Genomic DNA, 16,959 nt, shown 5'->3' with positions numbered 1-16,959 from the left:
GCATGAATAGCACGCTTATCCAGACAGACCGTTTCGCCCTGAGCGAAACCGAGCGCTCGGCCATCGAGCACGAGCTGCATCACTACGAAGACCCGCGCGCGGCGTCGATCGAGGCCCTGAAGATCGTCCAGAAGGAACGTGGCTGGGTGCCGGATGGCGCGCTCTACGCCATCGGCGAGATCCTCGGCATCCCGGCCAGCGACGTTGAAGGCGTGGCGACCTTCTACAGCCAGATCTTCCGTCAGCCGGTGGGCCGTCACATCATTCGCGTCTGCGACAGCATGGTCTGCTACATCGGCGGCCACGAGTCGGTGGTCAGCGAGCTGCAGGACAACATCGGCATCGGCCTGGGCCAGACCACCGCCGACGGTCGATTCACCTTGCTGCCGGTCTGCTGCCTCGGCAATTGCGACAAGGCGCCGGCGTTGATGATCGACGACGACACTTTCGGTGACGTACAGCCTGCCGGCGTTGCCAAACTGCTGGAGGGCTACGTATGACCCTGACTTCATTCGGCCCTGCCAACCGCATCGCGCGCAACGCAGAAACCCATCCGCTGACCTGGCGTCTGCGTGACGACGGCGAAGCCGTGTGGCTCGACGAGTACCAGGCCAAGAATGGCTACGCCGCTGCGCGCAAGGCATTCGCCGATATGTCTCAGGACGATATCGTCCAGACCGTCAAGGACGCCGGTCTCAAGGGTCGCGGCGGCGCGGGCTTCCCCACGGGGGTGAAGTGGGGCCTGATGCCCAAGGACGAATCCATCAACATCCGCTACCTGCTGTGCAACGCGGATGAAATGGAGCCCAACACCTGGAAAGACCGGATGCTGATGGAGCAACTGCCCCATCTGCTGATCGAAGGCATGCTGATCAGTGCTCGCGCGCTGAAAACCTACCGTGGCTACATCTTCCTGCGTGGCGAATACACCACCGCCGCCAAGCACCTGAACCGTGCCGTGGAAGAAGCCAAGGCCGCCGGCCTGCTGGGCAAGAACATCCTGGGCAGCGGTTTCGACTTCGAACTGTTCGTGCACACCGGCGCCGGGCGTTACATCTGCGGTGAAGAAACCGCACTGATCAACTCCCTCGAAGGCCGCCGCGCCAACCCGCGCTCCAAGCCGCCCTTCCCGGCCGCCGTTGGCGTGTGGGGCAAGCCGACCTGCGTGAACAACGTCGAGACCCTGTGCAACGTGCCGGCGATCATTGCCGACGGCGTTGACTGGTACAAAGCCCTCGCTCGCGAAGGCAGCGAAGACCACGGCACCAAGCTGATGGGCTTCTCCGGCAAAGTGAAGAACCCTGGCCTCTGGGAACTGCCGTTCGGCATCACCGGTCGCGAGCTGTTCGAAGACTACGCCGGTGGCATGCGCGACGGCTTCAAGCTCAAGTGCTGGCAGCCAGGCGGCGCCGGTACCGGGTTCCTGCTGCCCGAGCACCTGGACGCACAAATGTACGCCGGTGGCATCGCCAAGGTCGGCACCCGTATGGGTACCGGCCTGGCGATGGCCGTGGACGACAGCGTCAACATGGTCTCCCTGCTGCGCAACATGGAACAGTTCTTCTCCCGCGAATCCTGTGGCTTCTGCACTCCGTGCCGTGACGGTCTGCCATGGAGCGTCAAGCTCCTGATGGCGCTCGAGCATGGCGAAGGGCAAGCCGGCGATATCGAGACCCTGTTGGGTCTGGTCGGTTTCCTCGGCCCTGGCAAGACTTTCTGTGCTCACGCACCGGGTGCCGTGGAGCCATTGGGCAGCGCAATCAAATATTTCCGTCCAGAGTTCGAAGCCGGTATCGCGTCCACCAGCGCCACCGTCCCGCCCCTGGCAAGGCCGATCGTAGTCGGCGCTTAACGCTTTAAAGAAGGCGAAGGGTCCGTGCCCTTCGCCTTTCGTGCGATGACGCCGTTAACGGCTGTGTTGATTCGCACGCAAACAAGATTCCATTAGCCACGCCCGCTGACACCGGGCCAACGAAGATCTTTGAACCATGGCCACTATCCACGTAGACGGCAAAGCGCTCGAAGTCGATGGGGCAGACAACCTGTTACAGGCGTGTCTGTCGCTAGGCCTCGACATCCCCTATTTCTGCTGGCACCCCGCCCTCGGCAGCGTTGGCGCCTGTCGCCAGTGTGCGGTCAAGCAGTACACCGACGAAAACGACAAGCGTGGTCGTATCGTCATGTCCTGCATGACCCCTGCCACCGACGGCAGCTGGATTTCCATCGACGACGAAGAAGCCAAGGTGTTTCGCGCCAGCGTCGTCGAATGGCTGATGACCAACCACCCGCACGACTGCCCGGTCTGCGAGGAAGGCGGTCACTGCCACCTGCAAGACATGACGGTGATGACCGGCCACAACGAGCGCCGTTATCGCTTCACCAAGCGTACCCACCAGAACCAGCAACTGGGCCCGTTCATTTCCCACGAGATGAACCGCTGCATCGCCTGCTACCGCTGCGTACGCTTCTATAAGGACTACGCCGGCGGCACCGACCTCGGTGTATTCGGCGCCCACGACAACGTGTACTTCGGTCGCGTTGAAGACGGCACCCTGGAAAGCGAGTTCTCCGGCAACCTCACCGAGGTCTGCCCGACCGGTGTGTTTACCGACAAGACACACTCCGAGCGCTACAACCGCAAGTGGGACATGCAGTTCTCGCCGAGCATCTGCCATGGCTGCTCCAGCGGTTGCAACATCAGCCCGGGCGAGCGCTATGGTGAACTGCGGCGCATCGAAAACCGCTTCAACGGTTCGGTGAACCAGTACTTCCTCTGCGACCGTGGCCGTTTCGGTTATGGCTACGTCAACCGCAAGGATCGCCCACGTCAGCCACTGCTGGCCAACGGCGCCAAGCTGACCCTCGACGAAGCCCTGGATAAAGCCGCCGAGCTGCTGCGCGGTCGCAACATCGTTGGTATCGGTTCGCCGCGCGCCAGCCTGGAAAGCAACTACGCCCTGCGCGAACTGGTGGGTGCCGAGCACTTCTACTCGGGTATCGAAGCCTCTGAGCTGGAACGCATCCGCCTAGTCGTGCAAGTGCTGAAAAGCAGCCCGCTGCCGATCCCGAACATGCGCGACATCGAAGACCACGACGCGATCTTCGTCCTCGGTGAAGACCTGACCCAGACCGCTGCCCGCATGGCCCTGGCCCTGCGTCAGTCGGTCAAGGGCAAGGCCGAAGACATGGCCGACGCCATGCGCGTTCAACCGTGGCTCGACGCCGCGGTGAAGAACATCGGCCAGAACGCACTGAACCCGCTGTTTATCGCCAGCCTGGCTGAAACCAAGCTCGACGATATCGCCGAAGAGTGCGTTCACGCCGCTCCCGACGACCTGGCTCGCATCGGTTTCGCCGTGGCCCACGCCCTCGACGCCAGCGCTCCAGCCGTTGAAGGCCTGGACAGCGAAGCGCTCGAACTGGCCCAGCGCATTGCCAACGCCCTGCTCGCAGCCAAGCGTCCGCTGATCATCGCCGGTACGTCCCTGGGTTCGAAAGCACTGATCGAAGCCGCGGCGAACATCGCCAAAGCCTTGAAGCTGCGCGAGAAGAACGGTTCCATCAGCCTGATCGTGCCAGAGGCCAACAGCCTCGGCCTGGCCATGCTCGGTGGCGAATCGCTCGACGCCGCCCTGCAAGCGGTGATCGATGGCCAGGCCGACGCCATCGTCGTGCTGGAAAACGATCTGTACACCCGTACCGACAAGGCCAAGGTCGATGCTGCCCTGAGCGCCGCAAAAGTGCTGATCGTCGCCGATCATCAGAAGACCGCCACCAGCGATCGCGCGCACCTGGTTCTGCCAGCCGCCAGCTTCGCTGAAGGCGACGGTACCCTGGTCAGCCAGGAAGGTCGCGCCCAGCGCTTCTTCCAGGTCTTCGACCCGACGTACCTGGACGCGAGCATCATGGTTCACGAAGGCTGGCGCTGGCTGCATGCCCTGCGCGCGACCTTGCTGAGCCAGCCGCTGGACTGGACCCAACTGGACCATGTCACCGCTGCCTGCGCCGCCAGCAACCCGCAACTGGCCGGCATCGTCAGCGCCGCACCGTCCGCCGCGTTCCGCATCAAAGGCCTGAAACTGGCCCGCGAACCGCTGCGTTACAGTGGCCGGACCGCCATGCGTGCCGACATCAGCGTGCATGAACCGCGTACCTCCCAGGACAACGACACTGCGTTCTCGTTCTCCATGGAAGGCTACTCGGGCTCCGTCGAGCCGCGCCAGCAAGTGCCGTTCGCCTGGGCTCCGGGCTGGAACTCGCCGCAAGCCTGGAACAAGTTCCAGGACGAAGTCGGTGGTCACATCCGCGCTGGCGATCCGGGCACTCGCCTGATCGAAAGCCAGGGTGACTCGCTGAACTGGTTCACCACTGTTCCGCGCGCATTCAACCCGGCTCAAGGTACCTGGCAGGCGGTGCCGTTCTATCACCTGTTCGGCAGCGAAGAGAACTCTTCCAAAGCCGATCCGGTCCAGGAACGCATACCGGCCGCCTACGTATCGCTGGCCAAATCCGAAGCGGATCGCCTGGGCGTCAACGACGGTGCCCTGCTCAGCCTGAACGTTGGCGGCCAGACCCTGCGTCTGCCGCTGCGGATCAATGATGAGTTGGGTGCTGGCCTGGTCGCGTTGCCTGCCGGTCTGGCCGGTATTCCACCGGCGATCTTTGGTAAATCCGTTGACGGTCTGCAGGAGGCAGCGCAATGACCTGGTTCACCCCTGAAGTGATCGACGTGATCATCGCGGTGGTCAAGGCCATCGTGATCATGCTCGCCGTGGTGGTTTGCGGCGCGCTGCTGAGCTGGGTCGAGCGCCGCTTGCTGGCCCTCTGGCAGGATCGTTACGGTCCGAACCGGGTTGGCCCGTTCGGTGCGTTCCAGATCGCCGCCGACATGATCAAGATGTTTTTCAAGGAAGACTGGACGCCGCCGTTTGCCGACAAGGTGATCTTCACCCTGGCACCGGTAGTGGCCATGAGCGCCTTGCTGATTGCTTTTGCGATCATCCCGATCACCCCGACCTGGGGTGTCGCGGACCTGAACATCGGCCTGCTGTTCTTCTTCGCCATGGCCGGTCTGTCGGTCTATGCGGTGCTGTTCGCCGGCTGGTCGAGCAACAACAAGTTCGCCCTGCTGGGCAGCTTGCGTGCCTCGGCCCAGACCGTGTCCTATGAAGTGTTCATGGGCCTGGCGCTGATGGGCGTGGTGGCGCAGGTTGGTTCGTTCAACATGCGCGACATCGTCGAATATCAAGCGCAGAACCTGTGGTTCATCATTCCGCAGTTCCTCGGTTTCTGTACCTTCTTCATCGCTGGCGTGGCCGTGACTCACCGTCACCCCTTCGACCAGCCGGAAGCGGAACAGGAACTGGCCGACGGTTACCACATCGAATACGCCGGCATGAAATGGGGCATGTTCTTCGTCGGTGAGTACATCGGCATCGTGTTGATCTCGGCGCTGCTGGTGACTCTGTTTTTCGGTGGCTGGCACGGACCTTTCGGCATTCTGCCGCAGATCCCGTTCATCTGGTTCGCGATGAAGACCGCGTTTTTCATCATGATCTTCATCCTGCTGCGCGCATCGATTCCGCGCCCACGGTATGACCAGGTGATGGATTTCAGCTGGAAATTCTGCCTGCCGCTGACCCTGATCAATCTGCTGGTGACCGCTGCGATCGTGTTGATGAACACGCCCGCTGGCGCGGTTCAGTGAGGATAGAGACCCATGTTCAAGTACTTGTTTGACATATTGCATGGCACCTACACCCAGCTTCGCAGCCTGGTGATGATTTTCGGTCATGCCTTCCGCAAGCGCGACACGCTGCAGTATCCGGAAGAGGCGGTGTACCTGCCGCCACGCTTCCGTGGGCGTATCGTGCTGACCCGCGACCCCGACGGCGAAGAGCGTTGTGTAGCCTGCAACCTGTGCGCCGTGGCGTGCCCGGTGGGTTGCATCTCGCTGCAGAAGGCTGAAACCGAAGACGGTCGCTGGTACCCGGAGTTCTTCCGTATCAACTTCTCGCGCTGCATTTTCTGCGGCCTCTGCGAGGAAGCCTGCCCGACCACCGCGATCCAGCTGACACCGGATTTCGAAATGGCCGAGTTCAAACGTCAGGACCTGGTTTACGAGAAAGAAGATCTGTTGATCTCCGGTCCCGGTAAAAACCCTGATTACAACTTCTATCGTGTTGCAGGTATGGCCATTGCCGGTAAGCCAAAAGGCTCCGCGCAGAATGAAGCCGAGCCGATCAACGTGAAGAGCTTGCTGCCTTAAGGAAGAAAGATGGAATTCGCTTTCTATTTCGCATCAGGAGTTGCCGTTGTGTCCACGCTGCGCGTGATCACTAACACCAACCCTGTGCACGCCCTGCTCTACCTGATCATTTCGCTGCTTGCCGTGGCGATGACCTTTTTCAGCCTCGGTGCTCCATTCGCCGGCGCACTGGAAGTGATCGCCTACGCTGGCGCCATCATGGTGCTGTTCGTGTTCGTGGTGATGATGCTGAACCTCGGCCCGGCCTCGGTTCAGCAAGAGCGCGTCTGGCTCAAGCCCGGCATCTGGCTGGGTCCGGTGATTCTCGCCGCGCTGCTGCTGGCGGAACTGCTGTATGTGCTGTTCGCCAACCCGAGCGCCGGCGGTATCGGCCACACCACCGTAGACTCCAAGGCCGTGGGCATCAGCCTGTTCGGTCCTTATCTGCTGGTGGTCGAACTCGCCTCGATGCTGCTGCTCGCTGCAGCTGTCACGGCGTTCCACCTGGGCCGCAACGAGGCGAAGGAGTAACACTATGCCTGATATCCCTTTCGGTTCTATCCCGATGGAGCATGGCCTGGCTGTCGCCGGCGTGCTGTTCTGCCTCGGTCTGGTCGGCCTGATGGTCCGCCGCAACATTCTCTTCGTGCTGATGAGCCTGGAGATCATGATGAATGCCGCAGCACTGGCCTTCATCGTTGCCGGTAGCCGCTGGGCGCAGCCGGATGGACAGATCATGTTCATCCTGGTGATCAGCCTGGCAGCCGCCGAGGCCAGTATCGGCCTGGCGATTCTGTTGCAGCTGTATCGCCGCTTCCACACTCTCGATATCGACGCTGCCAGCGAGATGCGCGGATGAACCTTCTCTATCTGACTTTCCTGTTCCCTCTGATCGGTTATGTGCTGCTGGCGTTCTCTCGGGGACGCCTCTCGGAAAACCTCTCGGCGCTGATCGGTGTCGGCTCCGTCGGCCTCTCGGCGATCGTCACTGCCTATATCATCTGGCAGTTCAACGTTGCCCCACCCGAAGGTGGTCACTACACCCAGGTCCTGTGGCAATGGATGGCGGTGGAAGGCTTCAAGCCGAACTTCGCCCTGTACCTGGATGGTCTGTCCCTGACCATGCTCGGTGTGGTGGTCGGCGTCGGCTTCCTGATCCACCTGTTCGCCTCCTGGTACATGCGCGGTGAAGCCGGTTACTCGCGTTTCTTCGCCTACACCAACCTGTTTATCGCCAGCATGCTGTTCCTGGTGCTGGGCGATAACCTGTTGTTCCTGTACTTCGGCTGGGAAGGCGTGGGCCTGTGCAGCTACCTGTTGATCGGTTTCTACTACAGCAACCGCAACAACGGTAACGCCGCACTCAAAGCCTTTATCGTCACCCGGGTCGGCGACGTGTTCATGGCCATCGGCCTGTTCATCCTGTTCCAACAGTTGGGCACGCTGAATATCCAGGAGCTGCTGGTCAAGGCGCCTGAGCACTTCAAGGTCGGCGACTTCTGGATCGTTCTGGCGACCCTGATGCTGTTGGGTGGTGCGGTCGGTAAATCCGCGCAACTGCCGCTGCAAACCTGGCTGGCGGACGCGATGGCCGGCCCTACCCCGGTTTCGGCACTGATCCACGCCGCAACCATGGTGACCGCCGGTGTCTACCTGATCGCCCGTACTCACGGCCTGTTCGCCCTGGCGCCGGACATCCTGCAACTGGTCGGCATCGTCGGTGGCGTGACCCTGGTCCTGGCCGGTTTCGCCGCGCTGGTGCAAACCGACATCAAGCGGATCCTCGCCTACTCGACCATGAGCCAGATCGGCTACATGTTCCTGGCCCTGGGCGTGGGTGCCTTTGACGGCGCGATCTTCCACCTGATGACCCACGCCTTCTTCAAGGCGCTGCTGTTCCTTGCTTCCGGTGCGGTGATCGTTGCCTGCCACCACGAGCAGAACATTTTCAAGATGGGCGGCCTGTGGAAGAAACTGCCATTGGCCTACGCCAGCTTCATCGTCGGTGGTGCCGCGCTGTCGGCCCTGCCTCTGGTGACCGCGGGCTTCTACTCGAAAGACGAAATCCTCTGGGAAGCGTTCGCCAGCGGCAACCACGGTCTGCTATACGCCGGCCTGGTCGGTGCCTTCATGACTTCGCTGTACACCTTCCGCCTGATCTTCATCGCGTTCCACGGTGAAGCCAAGACTGAAGCCCATGCGGGTCACGGCATTGCTCACTGGCTGCCACTGTCGGTGCTGATCGTGCTGTCGACGTTCGTCGGCGCGATGATTGTTCCACCGCTGCACGGCGTGCTGCCGGAAAGCGTCGGCCATGCCGGCGGCGAAGCCAAGCACAGTCTGGAAATCGCCTCGGGCGCCATCGCCCTGGCCGGTATCCTGCTGGCGGCCATGCTGTTCCTCGGCAAGCGGCGCTTCGTCACTGCCGTCGCCAACAGCGGTATCGGGCGTTTCCTTTCGGCCTGGTGGTTCGCTGCCTGGGGCTTCGACTGGATCTACGACAAGCTGTTCGTCAAGCCGTACCTGATGATCAGCCATGTACTGCGCAAAGACCCGCTCGACCAGACCATCGGCCTGATCCCGCGTATGGCCAAAGGGGGTCACAACTCCCTTAGCCGTACCGAGACCGGTCAGTTGCGTTGGTATGCGGCTTCCATGGCTGCTGGTGCCGTGCTGGTAATGGGCGCCATCGTGTTGGTAGCGGTCTGATATGAACCTTGCGAAATTGCGAAAGGAATTGAGCCCGTCATGATTCTGCCTTGGCTAATCCTGATCCCCTTTATCGGCGGCCTGCTGTGCTGGATGGGGGAGCGCTTCGGCGCTACCCTGCCACGCTGGATTGCGTTGCTGACCATGTCCCTGGAACTCGCTCTCGGCCTCTGGCTGTGGGGCCAGGGTGACTATTCATTTGCCCCGGCGCCTGGCGCCGATCCGACCTGGGTGATCGAGTTCAAACACGTCTGGATCGAACGCTTCGGCATCAACGTGCACCTGGCCCTCGACGGCCTGTCGTTGTTGATGATCCTGCTGACCGGTCTGCTGGGCGTCCTCTCGGTACTCTGCTCGTGGAAAGAGATCCAGCGTCACGTTGGCTTCTTCCACCTGAACCTGATGTGGATCCTCGGTGGCGTGGTCGGCGTGTTCCTCGCCCTCGACCTGTTCATGTTCTTCTTCTTCTGGGAAATGATGCTGGTGCCGATGTACTTCCTCATCGCGCTCTGGGGTCATAGTTCATCGGACGGCAAGAAGACCCGGATCTATGCGGCGACCAAGTTCTTCATCTTCACTCAGGCTTCCGGCCTGATCATGTTGGTGGCGATCCTGGGTCTGGTACTGGTCAATTTCAACGACACCGGAGTGATCACCTTCGATTACGCCCTGTTGCTGAAAACCAAGATGTCGATGACCACCGAGTACATCCTGATGCTGGGCTTCTTCATCGCCTTCGCGGTGAAGCTGCCGGTGGTGCCGTTCCACTCCTGGCTGCCGGATGCGCACGCCCAGGCACCGACCGCCGGTTCCGTCGACCTGGCCGGTATCTTGTTGAAGACTGCGGCTTACGGTCTGCTGCGTTTCGCCCTGCCGCTGTTCCCGAATGCCTCGGCCGAGTTCGCGCCGATCGCCATGACCCTGGGTCTGGTCGGGATCTTCTACGGTGCGTTCCTGGCCTTCGCCCAAACCGACATCAAGCGCCTGATCGCCTTCTCCAGCGTTTCGCACATGGGTTTCGTGCTGATCGGGATCTACTCCGGCAGCCAGTTGGCGCTGCAAGGCGCGGTGATGCAGATGCTGGCGCACGGTGTTTCGGCAGCCGCACTCTTTATCCTCAGCGGCCAGCTGTACGAGCGCATGCACACTCGCGACATGCGCGAGATGGGTGGCCTGTGGTCACGCATCGCCTATCTGCCAGCGGTCAGCCTGTTCTTCGCAGCCGCGTCCTTGGGCTTGCCGGGTACCGGTAACTTCGTCGGTGAATTCCTGATCCTGCTGGGCAACTTTGCCAGCTCGCCATGGATCACCGTGATTGCCACCTCGGGCCTGGTGTTCGGTTCGGTGTACTCGCTGATCATGATCCACCGCGCTTTCTTCGGTCCGTCCAAGTCGGACGAAGTACTGCACGGCATGGATGCTCGCGAACTGATCATGGTGGTTGGGCTGGCGGGGCTGCTGATTTACCTCGGCGTGTTCCCGCAACCGTTCCTCGATACCTCTGCCGCTACGATGAGTGGTGTGCAGCAATGGTTCGGTACCGCCTTCACTCAACTCGCTTCGGCACGGTAAGAGCGCTATGGACTTTACGACTCAACACTTTATCGCGCTTGCGCCGTTGTTGATCACCAGCGCCACGATCATCGTGGTGATGCTGGCCATCGCCTGGCGTCGCAACCATTCACAGACCTTCCTGCTGTCGGTGGCGGGTCTCAACCTGGCCCTGCTGTCGATCCTCCCGGCCTTGAAAGTCGCGCCTCTGGCCGTGACTCCACTGCTGCAGATCGATAGCTTCGCCTGTCTCTACATGGCGCTGATCCTGGTCGCCACGCTGGCTTGCGTAACCCTGGCCCACGCCTACCTCGGCGATGGCGGTTCGGGTTACCCGGGCAACCGCGAAGAGCTGTACCTGCTGATCCTGATGGCTGCGGCCGGTGGCCTGGTACTGGTCAGCGCGCAGCACCTGGCCGGCTTGTTCGTCGGCCTGGAACTGCTTTCGGTACCGGTCTACGGCCTGGTGGCCTATGCCTTCTTCAACAAGCGTTCCCTGGAAGCCGGCATCAAGTACATGGTGCTGTCGGCAGCAGGTTCGGCGTTCCTGTTGTTCGGCATGGCGCTGCTGTACGCAGAAGCCGGCAGCCTGAGCTTCAGCGGCATCGGCCAGGCACTGGCCGCGACCGGTCTGCCAAGCCCGATCGCGCAACTGGGCCTGGCGATGATGCTGATCGGCCTGGCGTTCAAGCTGTCGCTGGTTCCGTTCCACCTCTGGACTCCGGACGTCTACGAAGGTGCTCCGGCGCCGGTGGCGGCGTTCCTCGCGACGGCTTCGAAAGTCGCGGTGTTCGCAGTGATGGTGCGTCTGTTCCAGATCTCGCCAGTGGCCAACAGCGGTGTGCTGAGCAACGTGCTGACCATCATCGCCATCGCGTCGATCCTGTTCGGCAACCTGCTGGCACTGACCCAGAGCAACCTCAAGCGTCTGCTGGGTTACTCCTCCATCGCGCACTTCGGTTACCTGCTGATCGCCCTGGTGGCGAGCAAGGGTCTGGCGATGGAAGCCATCGGCGTATACCTGGTCACCTACGTGATCACCAGCCTCGGCGCGTTCGGCGTGATCACCCTGATGTCCTCGCCGTACAACGGCCGTGACGCCGACGCACTGTACGAGTACCGCGGCCTGTTCTGGCGTCGTCCGTACCTGACCGCGGTACTGACCGTGATGATGCTGTCGCTGGCCGGTATCCCATTGACCGCCGGCTTCATCGGCAAGTTCTACATCATCGCTACCGGTGTCGAATCCCATGAATGGTGGCTGGTCGGCTCCCTGGTATTGGGCAGCGCCATTGGCGTGTTCTACTACCTGCGGGTCATGGTCACCCTGTACCTGATCGAACCGAACCTGCGTCGCCACGATGCTCAACTACACTGGGAACAACGTACCGGCGGCGTGATGCTGCTGGCCATCGCGGTTCTGGCGTTCTTCCTTGGTGTGTATCCACAGCCGCTGCTGGCGTTGGTGCAACAGTCGGGATTGGCGGGTTGATCATTTAGTTATACGCAGTAGAAAAACAGAACGGCACCTTCGGGTGCCGTTTTTGCGTTTGGGGTTTTCACATCAAAAGATCGTCCGAACGCGGCCCGAGCCTGGTAGATACCGGCTTGAACCTCACTGAGCAAGCGCCAGTTTCGGCTTCGGTGCGCGCCCGACTGATCGAACCAGCACTGCGCATCGCGCTCCGGGTTCATTTTCGGTGCGCAGGTGGTTTGCGCTTTCGAGCGCTCCAGGCGGCTCATGATTTCGTCCTGATCCTTGGCCAGGCCGTCCAGCGCCTGTTGTGGGGTTTTCTCGCCGCTGGCAGCTTCGGCGATGTGGCTCCAACTCCAAGTTCAATACGGTGCACATGCGCCGCGATGCCGACGGCAACCCGCTGACCGTCCAGAAGCACTGGGAGCGCGACAATCCGGTGGCCATTCTCTGACTTCACTGTTTGTGCAAATTCTCCTTGCTACATTGGTAAGAGATAAACCTTTTTGCGTCCTCCTGGGCTCTTTCGAGGCGCCTTTTTTGTACCCCTGCCTTTAACACCCCACTGTGGCGCGCTGACAAATCGGATTTCCCCTACACCTAAACCGGACTCACCCGGCATTCAAACTTGAGGCTGCTCGCCAAAGTCTCTCGTTTCACGAAACAGACAACGTTGCGGGGAAGCATGAGCGTGTCTCGTTGTTCCAGCCGTGGCCAATGTAGCCATTGGCGTCGGTACGGTCGGTGCAGGAGGCATTGCTTGCATGTTAGTGGCTAGTGGGTTTCTCGCCGTAGAGCAATAGCTATATTGAACAAAGTTACGTGAGTCCGCCCATCTGGGGCTTTGGCATTTTGGTTTAGATAAATGTTAAGGATTACCTGTGATCGCATCCCATCTTGATCTCGTCTACCGCATATCTTGGGCAGTTGTACTTCTACTTGTTTTCCTCAGCGAGGCAATACTGTTGTTTGCTGCCTATTTTCGGCTTGATCAGATGGAAGATCACTTCATTGCTTCGCATCTTGTGAGCATCAATCGAAAAATAGTGGGAAATGCCCCATTGGGACGGATGAAAAGGGTAAAGCTGATAGGAGCATTAACAGGCCGTTTTACACTTTCCCAAATGCTGGACCCGTACGCATTCATGGAGGCCGAAATTTTTCCGGAATACCTGAAAAAATGGGTGAAGGTACCGGGATACATCATGCGGATCGCTCTGGTTGGTGCAGGTCTACTCGTGCTTTGGCTCGGTTTCGAGTGGCTATGCACGACCGTATCCAAACCGATAAGCGACCTGAAAATGCTCTCCATTGCCATATTGATAACGTGTTTTGTCTTGTCCCTGCTGGCTGTGCTCGTACGGGTATGCATCAGTTTTTTTCAAACTGGATGAGCTTGAGTCTTTTCTGAAGGACTCCTACTTCGTCGCTCGCAACCGTCGAGTGATGGGAAACAGCTTGTATGGCCGCTACTGTCGCTTGTCCCACATTTCGACCATGCTTTTGTTGGACGATGATTTCTTGTCGAAAAGTGATCCATATGCAATGGATGATATCGCTCGCTTTCCCTTATCCCTGCGACGATTAGTCAATATTCCCAATCGGATGCTCGCCTATTCAGTCGTTGGCTTTTGCGTGTTCTTTCTCTGCGCAAAGTTCTTCAGAATAATTGACTAGAATTTACAAAATAGATTGGCGGTTGCACTCAGCTCCTGCAACCGCCCTTGGACGTGTTTTACGTGCAGGCGCGGTCACGGATTCACATCCCCCAATTTTCGGGGCGACTGCCAGCACTTCATTCATGATCATTTTTTCTGTTATCCCGCCGTTTGGGTATTACTTGGCGAGTTTCACGCCAATACGGATCGTCACTCTATCCTTTGGCGCATGTTAGGGATTCACCTGATCCCACTGACACTCTTTCAACCGATCTACGTCAGTGCCGCTCCCTTCCCGCATATCAATGTTGCCGTCGGCGTCGAGGTAAATATGCATATTGGGCCACTTCGGTGTGATGCTGATGCAGTGCCAACGCTCATTCTCGGCAGCCCAAGAAAACTCCATGAAGAACTTGGCATCCGGAGATAGAAATCCATGGTCGATGGCGACCCCTCCGGGGGACATCCGTCCTCTGTATATCCGGTCTTGGACGTTCCACGTGTACCGCATTTCTTGCACAGCATCCTTGGAGTAATGGACGGTTGCAGTAGGTAGTACAAAAATATTCCAGAGGACAAACGGCAGCAGCGCCAGCAGCGCCAGCAGTAGCGGTAATAACGGAATCCATAGCCACCGCATGTACCGTGTTCGGGGTTTACACGCAGACGTGGACACAGACTCCATCCCCCCAGCTTTCTGGAGCAATTGCCAGTACTTCATTCATGATCATCTTCGCGGTAATCCCGCCATTGGGGTGCTGCTTAGCAAGCTTCATGCCTATGCTGATCGTTTTATAAAGTTTGAAGTCTATTGTTCAGGCCTTTGCATCTTTCAAGGGCTCGCGGTATCCGTGATGCACTGTTTCAAGCGATCCGAATCCGTGCCGCTGCCTTCGCTATGATCAATGTCGCCGTTGGCATCAAGGTAGATGTCCGTATTAGGCCATTTCGGGGTTATGTTGACGCAGTGGGCACGAACGTTTTTGCTCCACCAGGAGATTTCCATAAAAAAATTCTCATCAGGAAACAGGAAGCCGTTATCAACTGCGCCTCCGCCGGGTTGCATCCCGCCCTTGTATACCCGGTCCTGGACATTCCAGATGTACCTAAGTTCCTCCTTTCCGTTTTCGGAGTAGTGAATGGTTACGGTCGGTAGTGCGATATCCCAATGGCTGATAACCAGATACACAATTGGAATCCATAACCACCATCTATACCTTGGACGTGTTTTACGTGCAGGCGTGGTCACGGATTCCATCCCCCCAATTTTCGGGGGCGACTGCCAGCACTTCGTCCATAATGATTTCAGCTGTTACCCCACCACTTGAATATTGCTTGACGAGTTTCACACCAATACTTATCGCCACTCTATCGGTTATATCGTCAAATGCCCGCAGCCCATCAAACAGGCTCGCCGTTAGATGCGGGCCGGGGTTCTTCTTACTGTCCTCAAACCACCTTTTTGTGTCCGAACCAATTTGTTCAACTCCCGCCCCATCCAACAGTACGCTTTCTGAAAGCCCTCCTGCAACACCGACGTAGCCATAATGGATGTTCGACCAAATATCGTAGTAGTAGTCGTACTTACCTTGCTTGTGCCGGACCTCATTGTTGTACATCGTTCGTAGCTTCGGCTTGTGGTCCCACTCCATATTTTGACCCACTTGTTTAGTCCAGATCGCCATCGCCTCAAGCTTCTTCGCCAATGCGATAGCGTTGACATTCGGTGGTCCGGCCAGCCTGGCGTACCAGGGTAGCTCCAAAAATTTCCTGGCCGCCGCGCTGCTGTCGTAGTTGATCAGTTCTTTCATTTTCAGCACGGCTGTATGCTTGATGTTTCGATTCATCTCTCCGGCGATGTAGGTAGCAAGCTCCTCCATTTGGTCTGTACAGTTACAGGCTGCAGTTGCACCGAGGTCGCCGAGTGGGGCAGTGGCTTGCGCTGCAGGCTTCGGATCAGCCACCTGGGAGTTCGTTGTAAACCTGTTATCAGGGTGGGTCCTCGGTGGGGCTGCGGCTCTCGTAGCATGCGGTGCAGGGCTTGCCTCATTCTGATAGCTGGCCGTGAATACCGAAGGGATCAGTTGGGCTTTGCAGGGGCAATTGCTGAAACTATCCAGTGTGCCGGCCACGGGCTTGCCATGACTGATCATGTGCGAAACGCCCCCGACAATCTGATAAGTCTCCCCGTCCTTTCCACAAGTGACTCGATCCCCTTCACGAGCATGAGCGAGACCGTACAACATGACTCGAGTGTCACCATCCAGGACTTTGCCACCACAGGTGGTTTTGTCATCCAGGCCAATGAAATATCCTTTATTCATTGATTTTCCTCTCCATTTCATCCGACCGAGTCCAGGGTGTTCCCGACCGTGGGTTGCGACCGTGAGTTTTGAGAATATTTGTGAGAGCGCGACACTGAGACACAATCAAACAGCGCCACGCCTCATAGCTCAGCCCTCGATAGAGGGCAGAAAGTCCTCTGCCATCGGCACACCCTCACGCGCCATGATCAAGCCACTGCCTTGTGGCGTATTGATGATCTCGTCGCCATTGCTGAGACGGCTGCCGACCAGCGCTAGATGGCTATTGTCTTGTCCCGAGGCGGTGACGATCTGCGCCGTACGGCCATCGGCATACACGACGTAATCGCCTTTCTGCGCTGCGCGCACTTGTTGACCGTTATCCAATGTGAATTCCACCGGCGCTGTCGCTTGTTGGATCACCCCGCCCTTACGGGTTTGGCTACCCTCGGTTGCCCACCGGTAAATGGCGAGAGGGGGATGCGTTTTAGCGTAAGCCTGCCGTTGACGAATAATCGCCAGGGCTTGTTCGTTGAATCCCGCAAGTTGCTGCTCTGTAAAGGGCGAGTCGTCCAGGCGGCGGAGAAATTCAGGGGAGACTTCATTGGTATACAGCGGGTGCAAGGGTGCATTCATTTCCAGGATCCTTTTCCTTGGAAACTTGGGCTGCTTTCCGTCTTTCTCCTCGGCAAGAGCACTGAGCCGGGCGAATATCGGGGTGCGTATAAATAAGACAGTGCGACGCTAACAGGCCGCAACCCCGATGGCAGGGGCATCCGGAGCAAATAGGAAATGTCGCAAGAAAAACAATCCAATTTCCTACACAGCAATCCGGTCAGCCGGCCGAAACTACAAGCTGTCTTGGAAAAAGTGGGAAAAGGGCGACGGATTAATTCCCGGCTTGCCAGTTTCTTGAAAAATAAACCGATCACCTTTGATCGGTCCCAGGCGCAGCAAAGGAATGCAGCCAGTTACGCAGAGCATCGGAACAATCTCATTTTTTGATGCTTGGCAGGG

General features: G+C 58.8%; 17 protein-coding genes and 1 pseudogene. 13 read left to right on the top strand and 5 right to left on the bottom strand.

The window, feature by feature from the left end; translation table 11 throughout:
- Nucleotides 1–2 precede the first annotated feature (2 nt).
- From nuoE to nuoN, 10 genes are all read left to right on the top strand, one after another.
- Nucleotides 3–500: an NADH-quinone oxidoreductase subunit NuoE gene (gene nuoE, locus F8N21_RS18125; RefSeq protein ID WP_150643420.1), complete on the top strand. Its 498-nt coding sequence runs from the start codon at nt 3–5 to the stop codon at nt 498–500.
- A complete protein-coding gene (gene nuoF / locus F8N21_RS18120) occupies nt 497–1,852 on the top strand; it encodes an NADH-quinone oxidoreductase subunit NuoF (protein ID WP_150643419.1) in 1,356 nt (451 codons plus the stop codon). Before nuoE ends, nuoF begins: the two co-directional genes overlap by 4 nt.
- Before the next feature lie 136 nt (nt 1,853–1,988).
- On the top strand, nt 1,989–4,703 hold the full coding sequence (gene nuoG / locus F8N21_RS18115; RefSeq protein WP_150643418.1) for an NADH-quinone oxidoreductase subunit NuoG: 2,715 nt from the start codon (nt 1,989–1,991) through the stop codon (nt 4,701–4,703).
- Nucleotides 4,700–5,707 (top strand): NADH-quinone oxidoreductase subunit NuoH, encoded by a 1,008-nt coding sequence (gene nuoH / locus F8N21_RS18110; protein ID WP_150643417.1) that lies wholly within the window; start codon nt 4,700–4,702, stop codon nt 5,705–5,707. Before nuoG ends, nuoH begins: the two co-directional genes overlap by 4 nt.
- Before the next feature lie 12 nt (nt 5,708–5,719).
- Complete coding sequence (gene nuoI, locus F8N21_RS18105) at nt 5,720–6,268, top strand: NADH-quinone oxidoreductase subunit NuoI (protein ID WP_150643416.1); 549 nt, start codon at nt 5,720–5,722, stop codon at nt 6,266–6,268.
- Between the two features lie 9 nt (nt 6,269–6,277).
- Complete coding sequence (gene nuoJ / locus F8N21_RS18100; protein ID WP_150643415.1) at nt 6,278–6,778, top strand: NADH-quinone oxidoreductase subunit J; 501 nt, start codon at nt 6,278–6,280, stop codon at nt 6,776–6,778.
- Between the two features lie 4 nt (nt 6,779–6,782).
- A complete protein-coding gene (nuoK, locus tag F8N21_RS18095) occupies nt 6,783–7,106 on the top strand; it encodes an NADH-quinone oxidoreductase subunit NuoK (protein ID WP_150643414.1) in 324 nt (107 codons plus the stop codon).
- Nucleotides 7,103–8,956 carry an NADH-quinone oxidoreductase subunit L gene (nuoL, locus tag F8N21_RS18090; protein ID WP_150643413.1) on the top strand — a complete coding sequence of 618 codons (1,854 nt, stop codon included), beginning with the start codon at nt 7,103–7,105 and terminating at the stop codon, nt 8,954–8,956. The genes nuoK and nuoL overlap by 4 nt, the downstream gene beginning before the upstream one ends.
- A gap of 39 nt (nt 8,957–8,995) precedes the next feature.
- The gene (nuoM, locus tag F8N21_RS18085) at nt 8,996–10,528 is read left to right on the top strand and encodes an NADH-quinone oxidoreductase subunit M (protein ID WP_150643412.1); all 1,533 of its coding nucleotides are present in this window, start codon (nt 8,996–8,998) and stop codon (nt 10,526–10,528) included.
- 7 nt (nt 10,529–10,535) lie between these two features.
- Nucleotides 10,536–11,999 carry an NADH-quinone oxidoreductase subunit NuoN gene (gene nuoN, locus F8N21_RS18080; protein WP_150643411.1) on the top strand — a complete coding sequence of 488 codons (1,464 nt, stop codon included), beginning with the start codon at nt 10,536–10,538 and terminating at the stop codon, nt 11,997–11,999.
- Between the two features lie 135 nt (nt 12,000–12,134).
- Here the strand turns inward: nuoN and F8N21_RS18075 are convergent.
- Nucleotides 12,135–12,334, bottom strand: a pseudogene (locus F8N21_RS18075) (carbohydrate ABC transporter substrate-binding protein); the annotation flags it as partial.
- Here F8N21_RS18075 and F8N21_RS30490 point away from each other — a divergent pair.
- Both F8N21_RS30490 and F8N21_RS31000 read left to right on the top strand, forming a co-directional pair.
- On the top strand, nt 12,292–12,435 hold the full coding sequence (locus tag F8N21_RS30490) for a hypothetical protein (RefSeq protein WP_191624349.1): 144 nt from the start codon (nt 12,292–12,294) through the stop codon (nt 12,433–12,435). The pseudogene F8N21_RS18075 and the gene F8N21_RS30490 overlap by 43 nt on opposite strands.
- A 427-nt stretch (nt 12,436–12,862) precedes the next feature.
- On the top strand, nt 12,863–13,375 hold the full coding sequence (locus F8N21_RS31000; RefSeq protein ID WP_224788252.1) for a hypothetical protein: 513 nt from the start codon (nt 12,863–12,865) through the stop codon (nt 13,373–13,375).
- A 496-nt stretch (nt 13,376–13,871) separates the two neighbouring features.
- On the opposite strand, the gene F8N21_RS18065 is transcribed toward F8N21_RS31000, so the two are convergent.
- The 4 genes from F8N21_RS18065 to F8N21_RS18045 all read right to left on the bottom strand — a co-directional run bounded on the left by F8N21_RS18065 (nt 13,872) and on the right by F8N21_RS18045 (nt 16,578).
- Entirely contained in the window at nt 13,872–14,279 is a 408-nt protein-coding gene (locus F8N21_RS18065; protein ID WP_224788251.1) for a hypothetical protein, read from the bottom strand.
- A gap of 192 nt (nt 14,280–14,471) precedes the next feature.
- Nucleotides 14,472–14,828 (bottom strand): hypothetical protein, encoded by a 357-nt coding sequence (locus F8N21_RS18060; RefSeq protein WP_150643410.1) that lies wholly within the window; start codon nt 14,826–14,828, stop codon nt 14,472–14,474.
- Between the two features lie 40 nt (nt 14,829–14,868).
- Complete coding sequence (locus tag F8N21_RS30995) at nt 14,869–15,963, bottom strand: polymorphic toxin type 44 domain-containing protein (protein WP_224788250.1); 1,095 nt, start codon at nt 15,961–15,963, stop codon at nt 14,869–14,871.
- Nucleotides 15,964–16,092: 129 nt separating this feature from the next.
- Nucleotides 16,093–16,578: a PAAR domain-containing protein gene (locus F8N21_RS18045; RefSeq protein WP_150643409.1), complete on the bottom strand. Its 486-nt coding sequence runs from the start codon at nt 16,576–16,578 to the stop codon at nt 16,093–16,095.
- A gap of 156 nt (nt 16,579–16,734) precedes the next feature.
- On the opposite strand from F8N21_RS18045, the gene F8N21_RS18040 reads away from it, so the two are divergent.
- Nucleotides 16,735–16,947, top strand: a complete 213-nt coding sequence (locus F8N21_RS18040) for a hypothetical protein (RefSeq protein WP_150643408.1) — start codon at nt 16,735–16,737, stop codon at nt 16,945–16,947.
- Nucleotides 16,948–16,959 lie beyond the last annotated feature (12 nt).

It is taken from the genome of Pseudomonas fluorescens, from assembly GCF_902497895.1.
GTDB classification, from domain to species: domain Bacteria; phylum Pseudomonadota; class Gammaproteobacteria; order Pseudomonadales; family Pseudomonadaceae; genus Aquipseudomonas; species Aquipseudomonas fluorescens_BP.
This window is presented reverse-complemented; position numbering and strand designations above follow the sequence as displayed.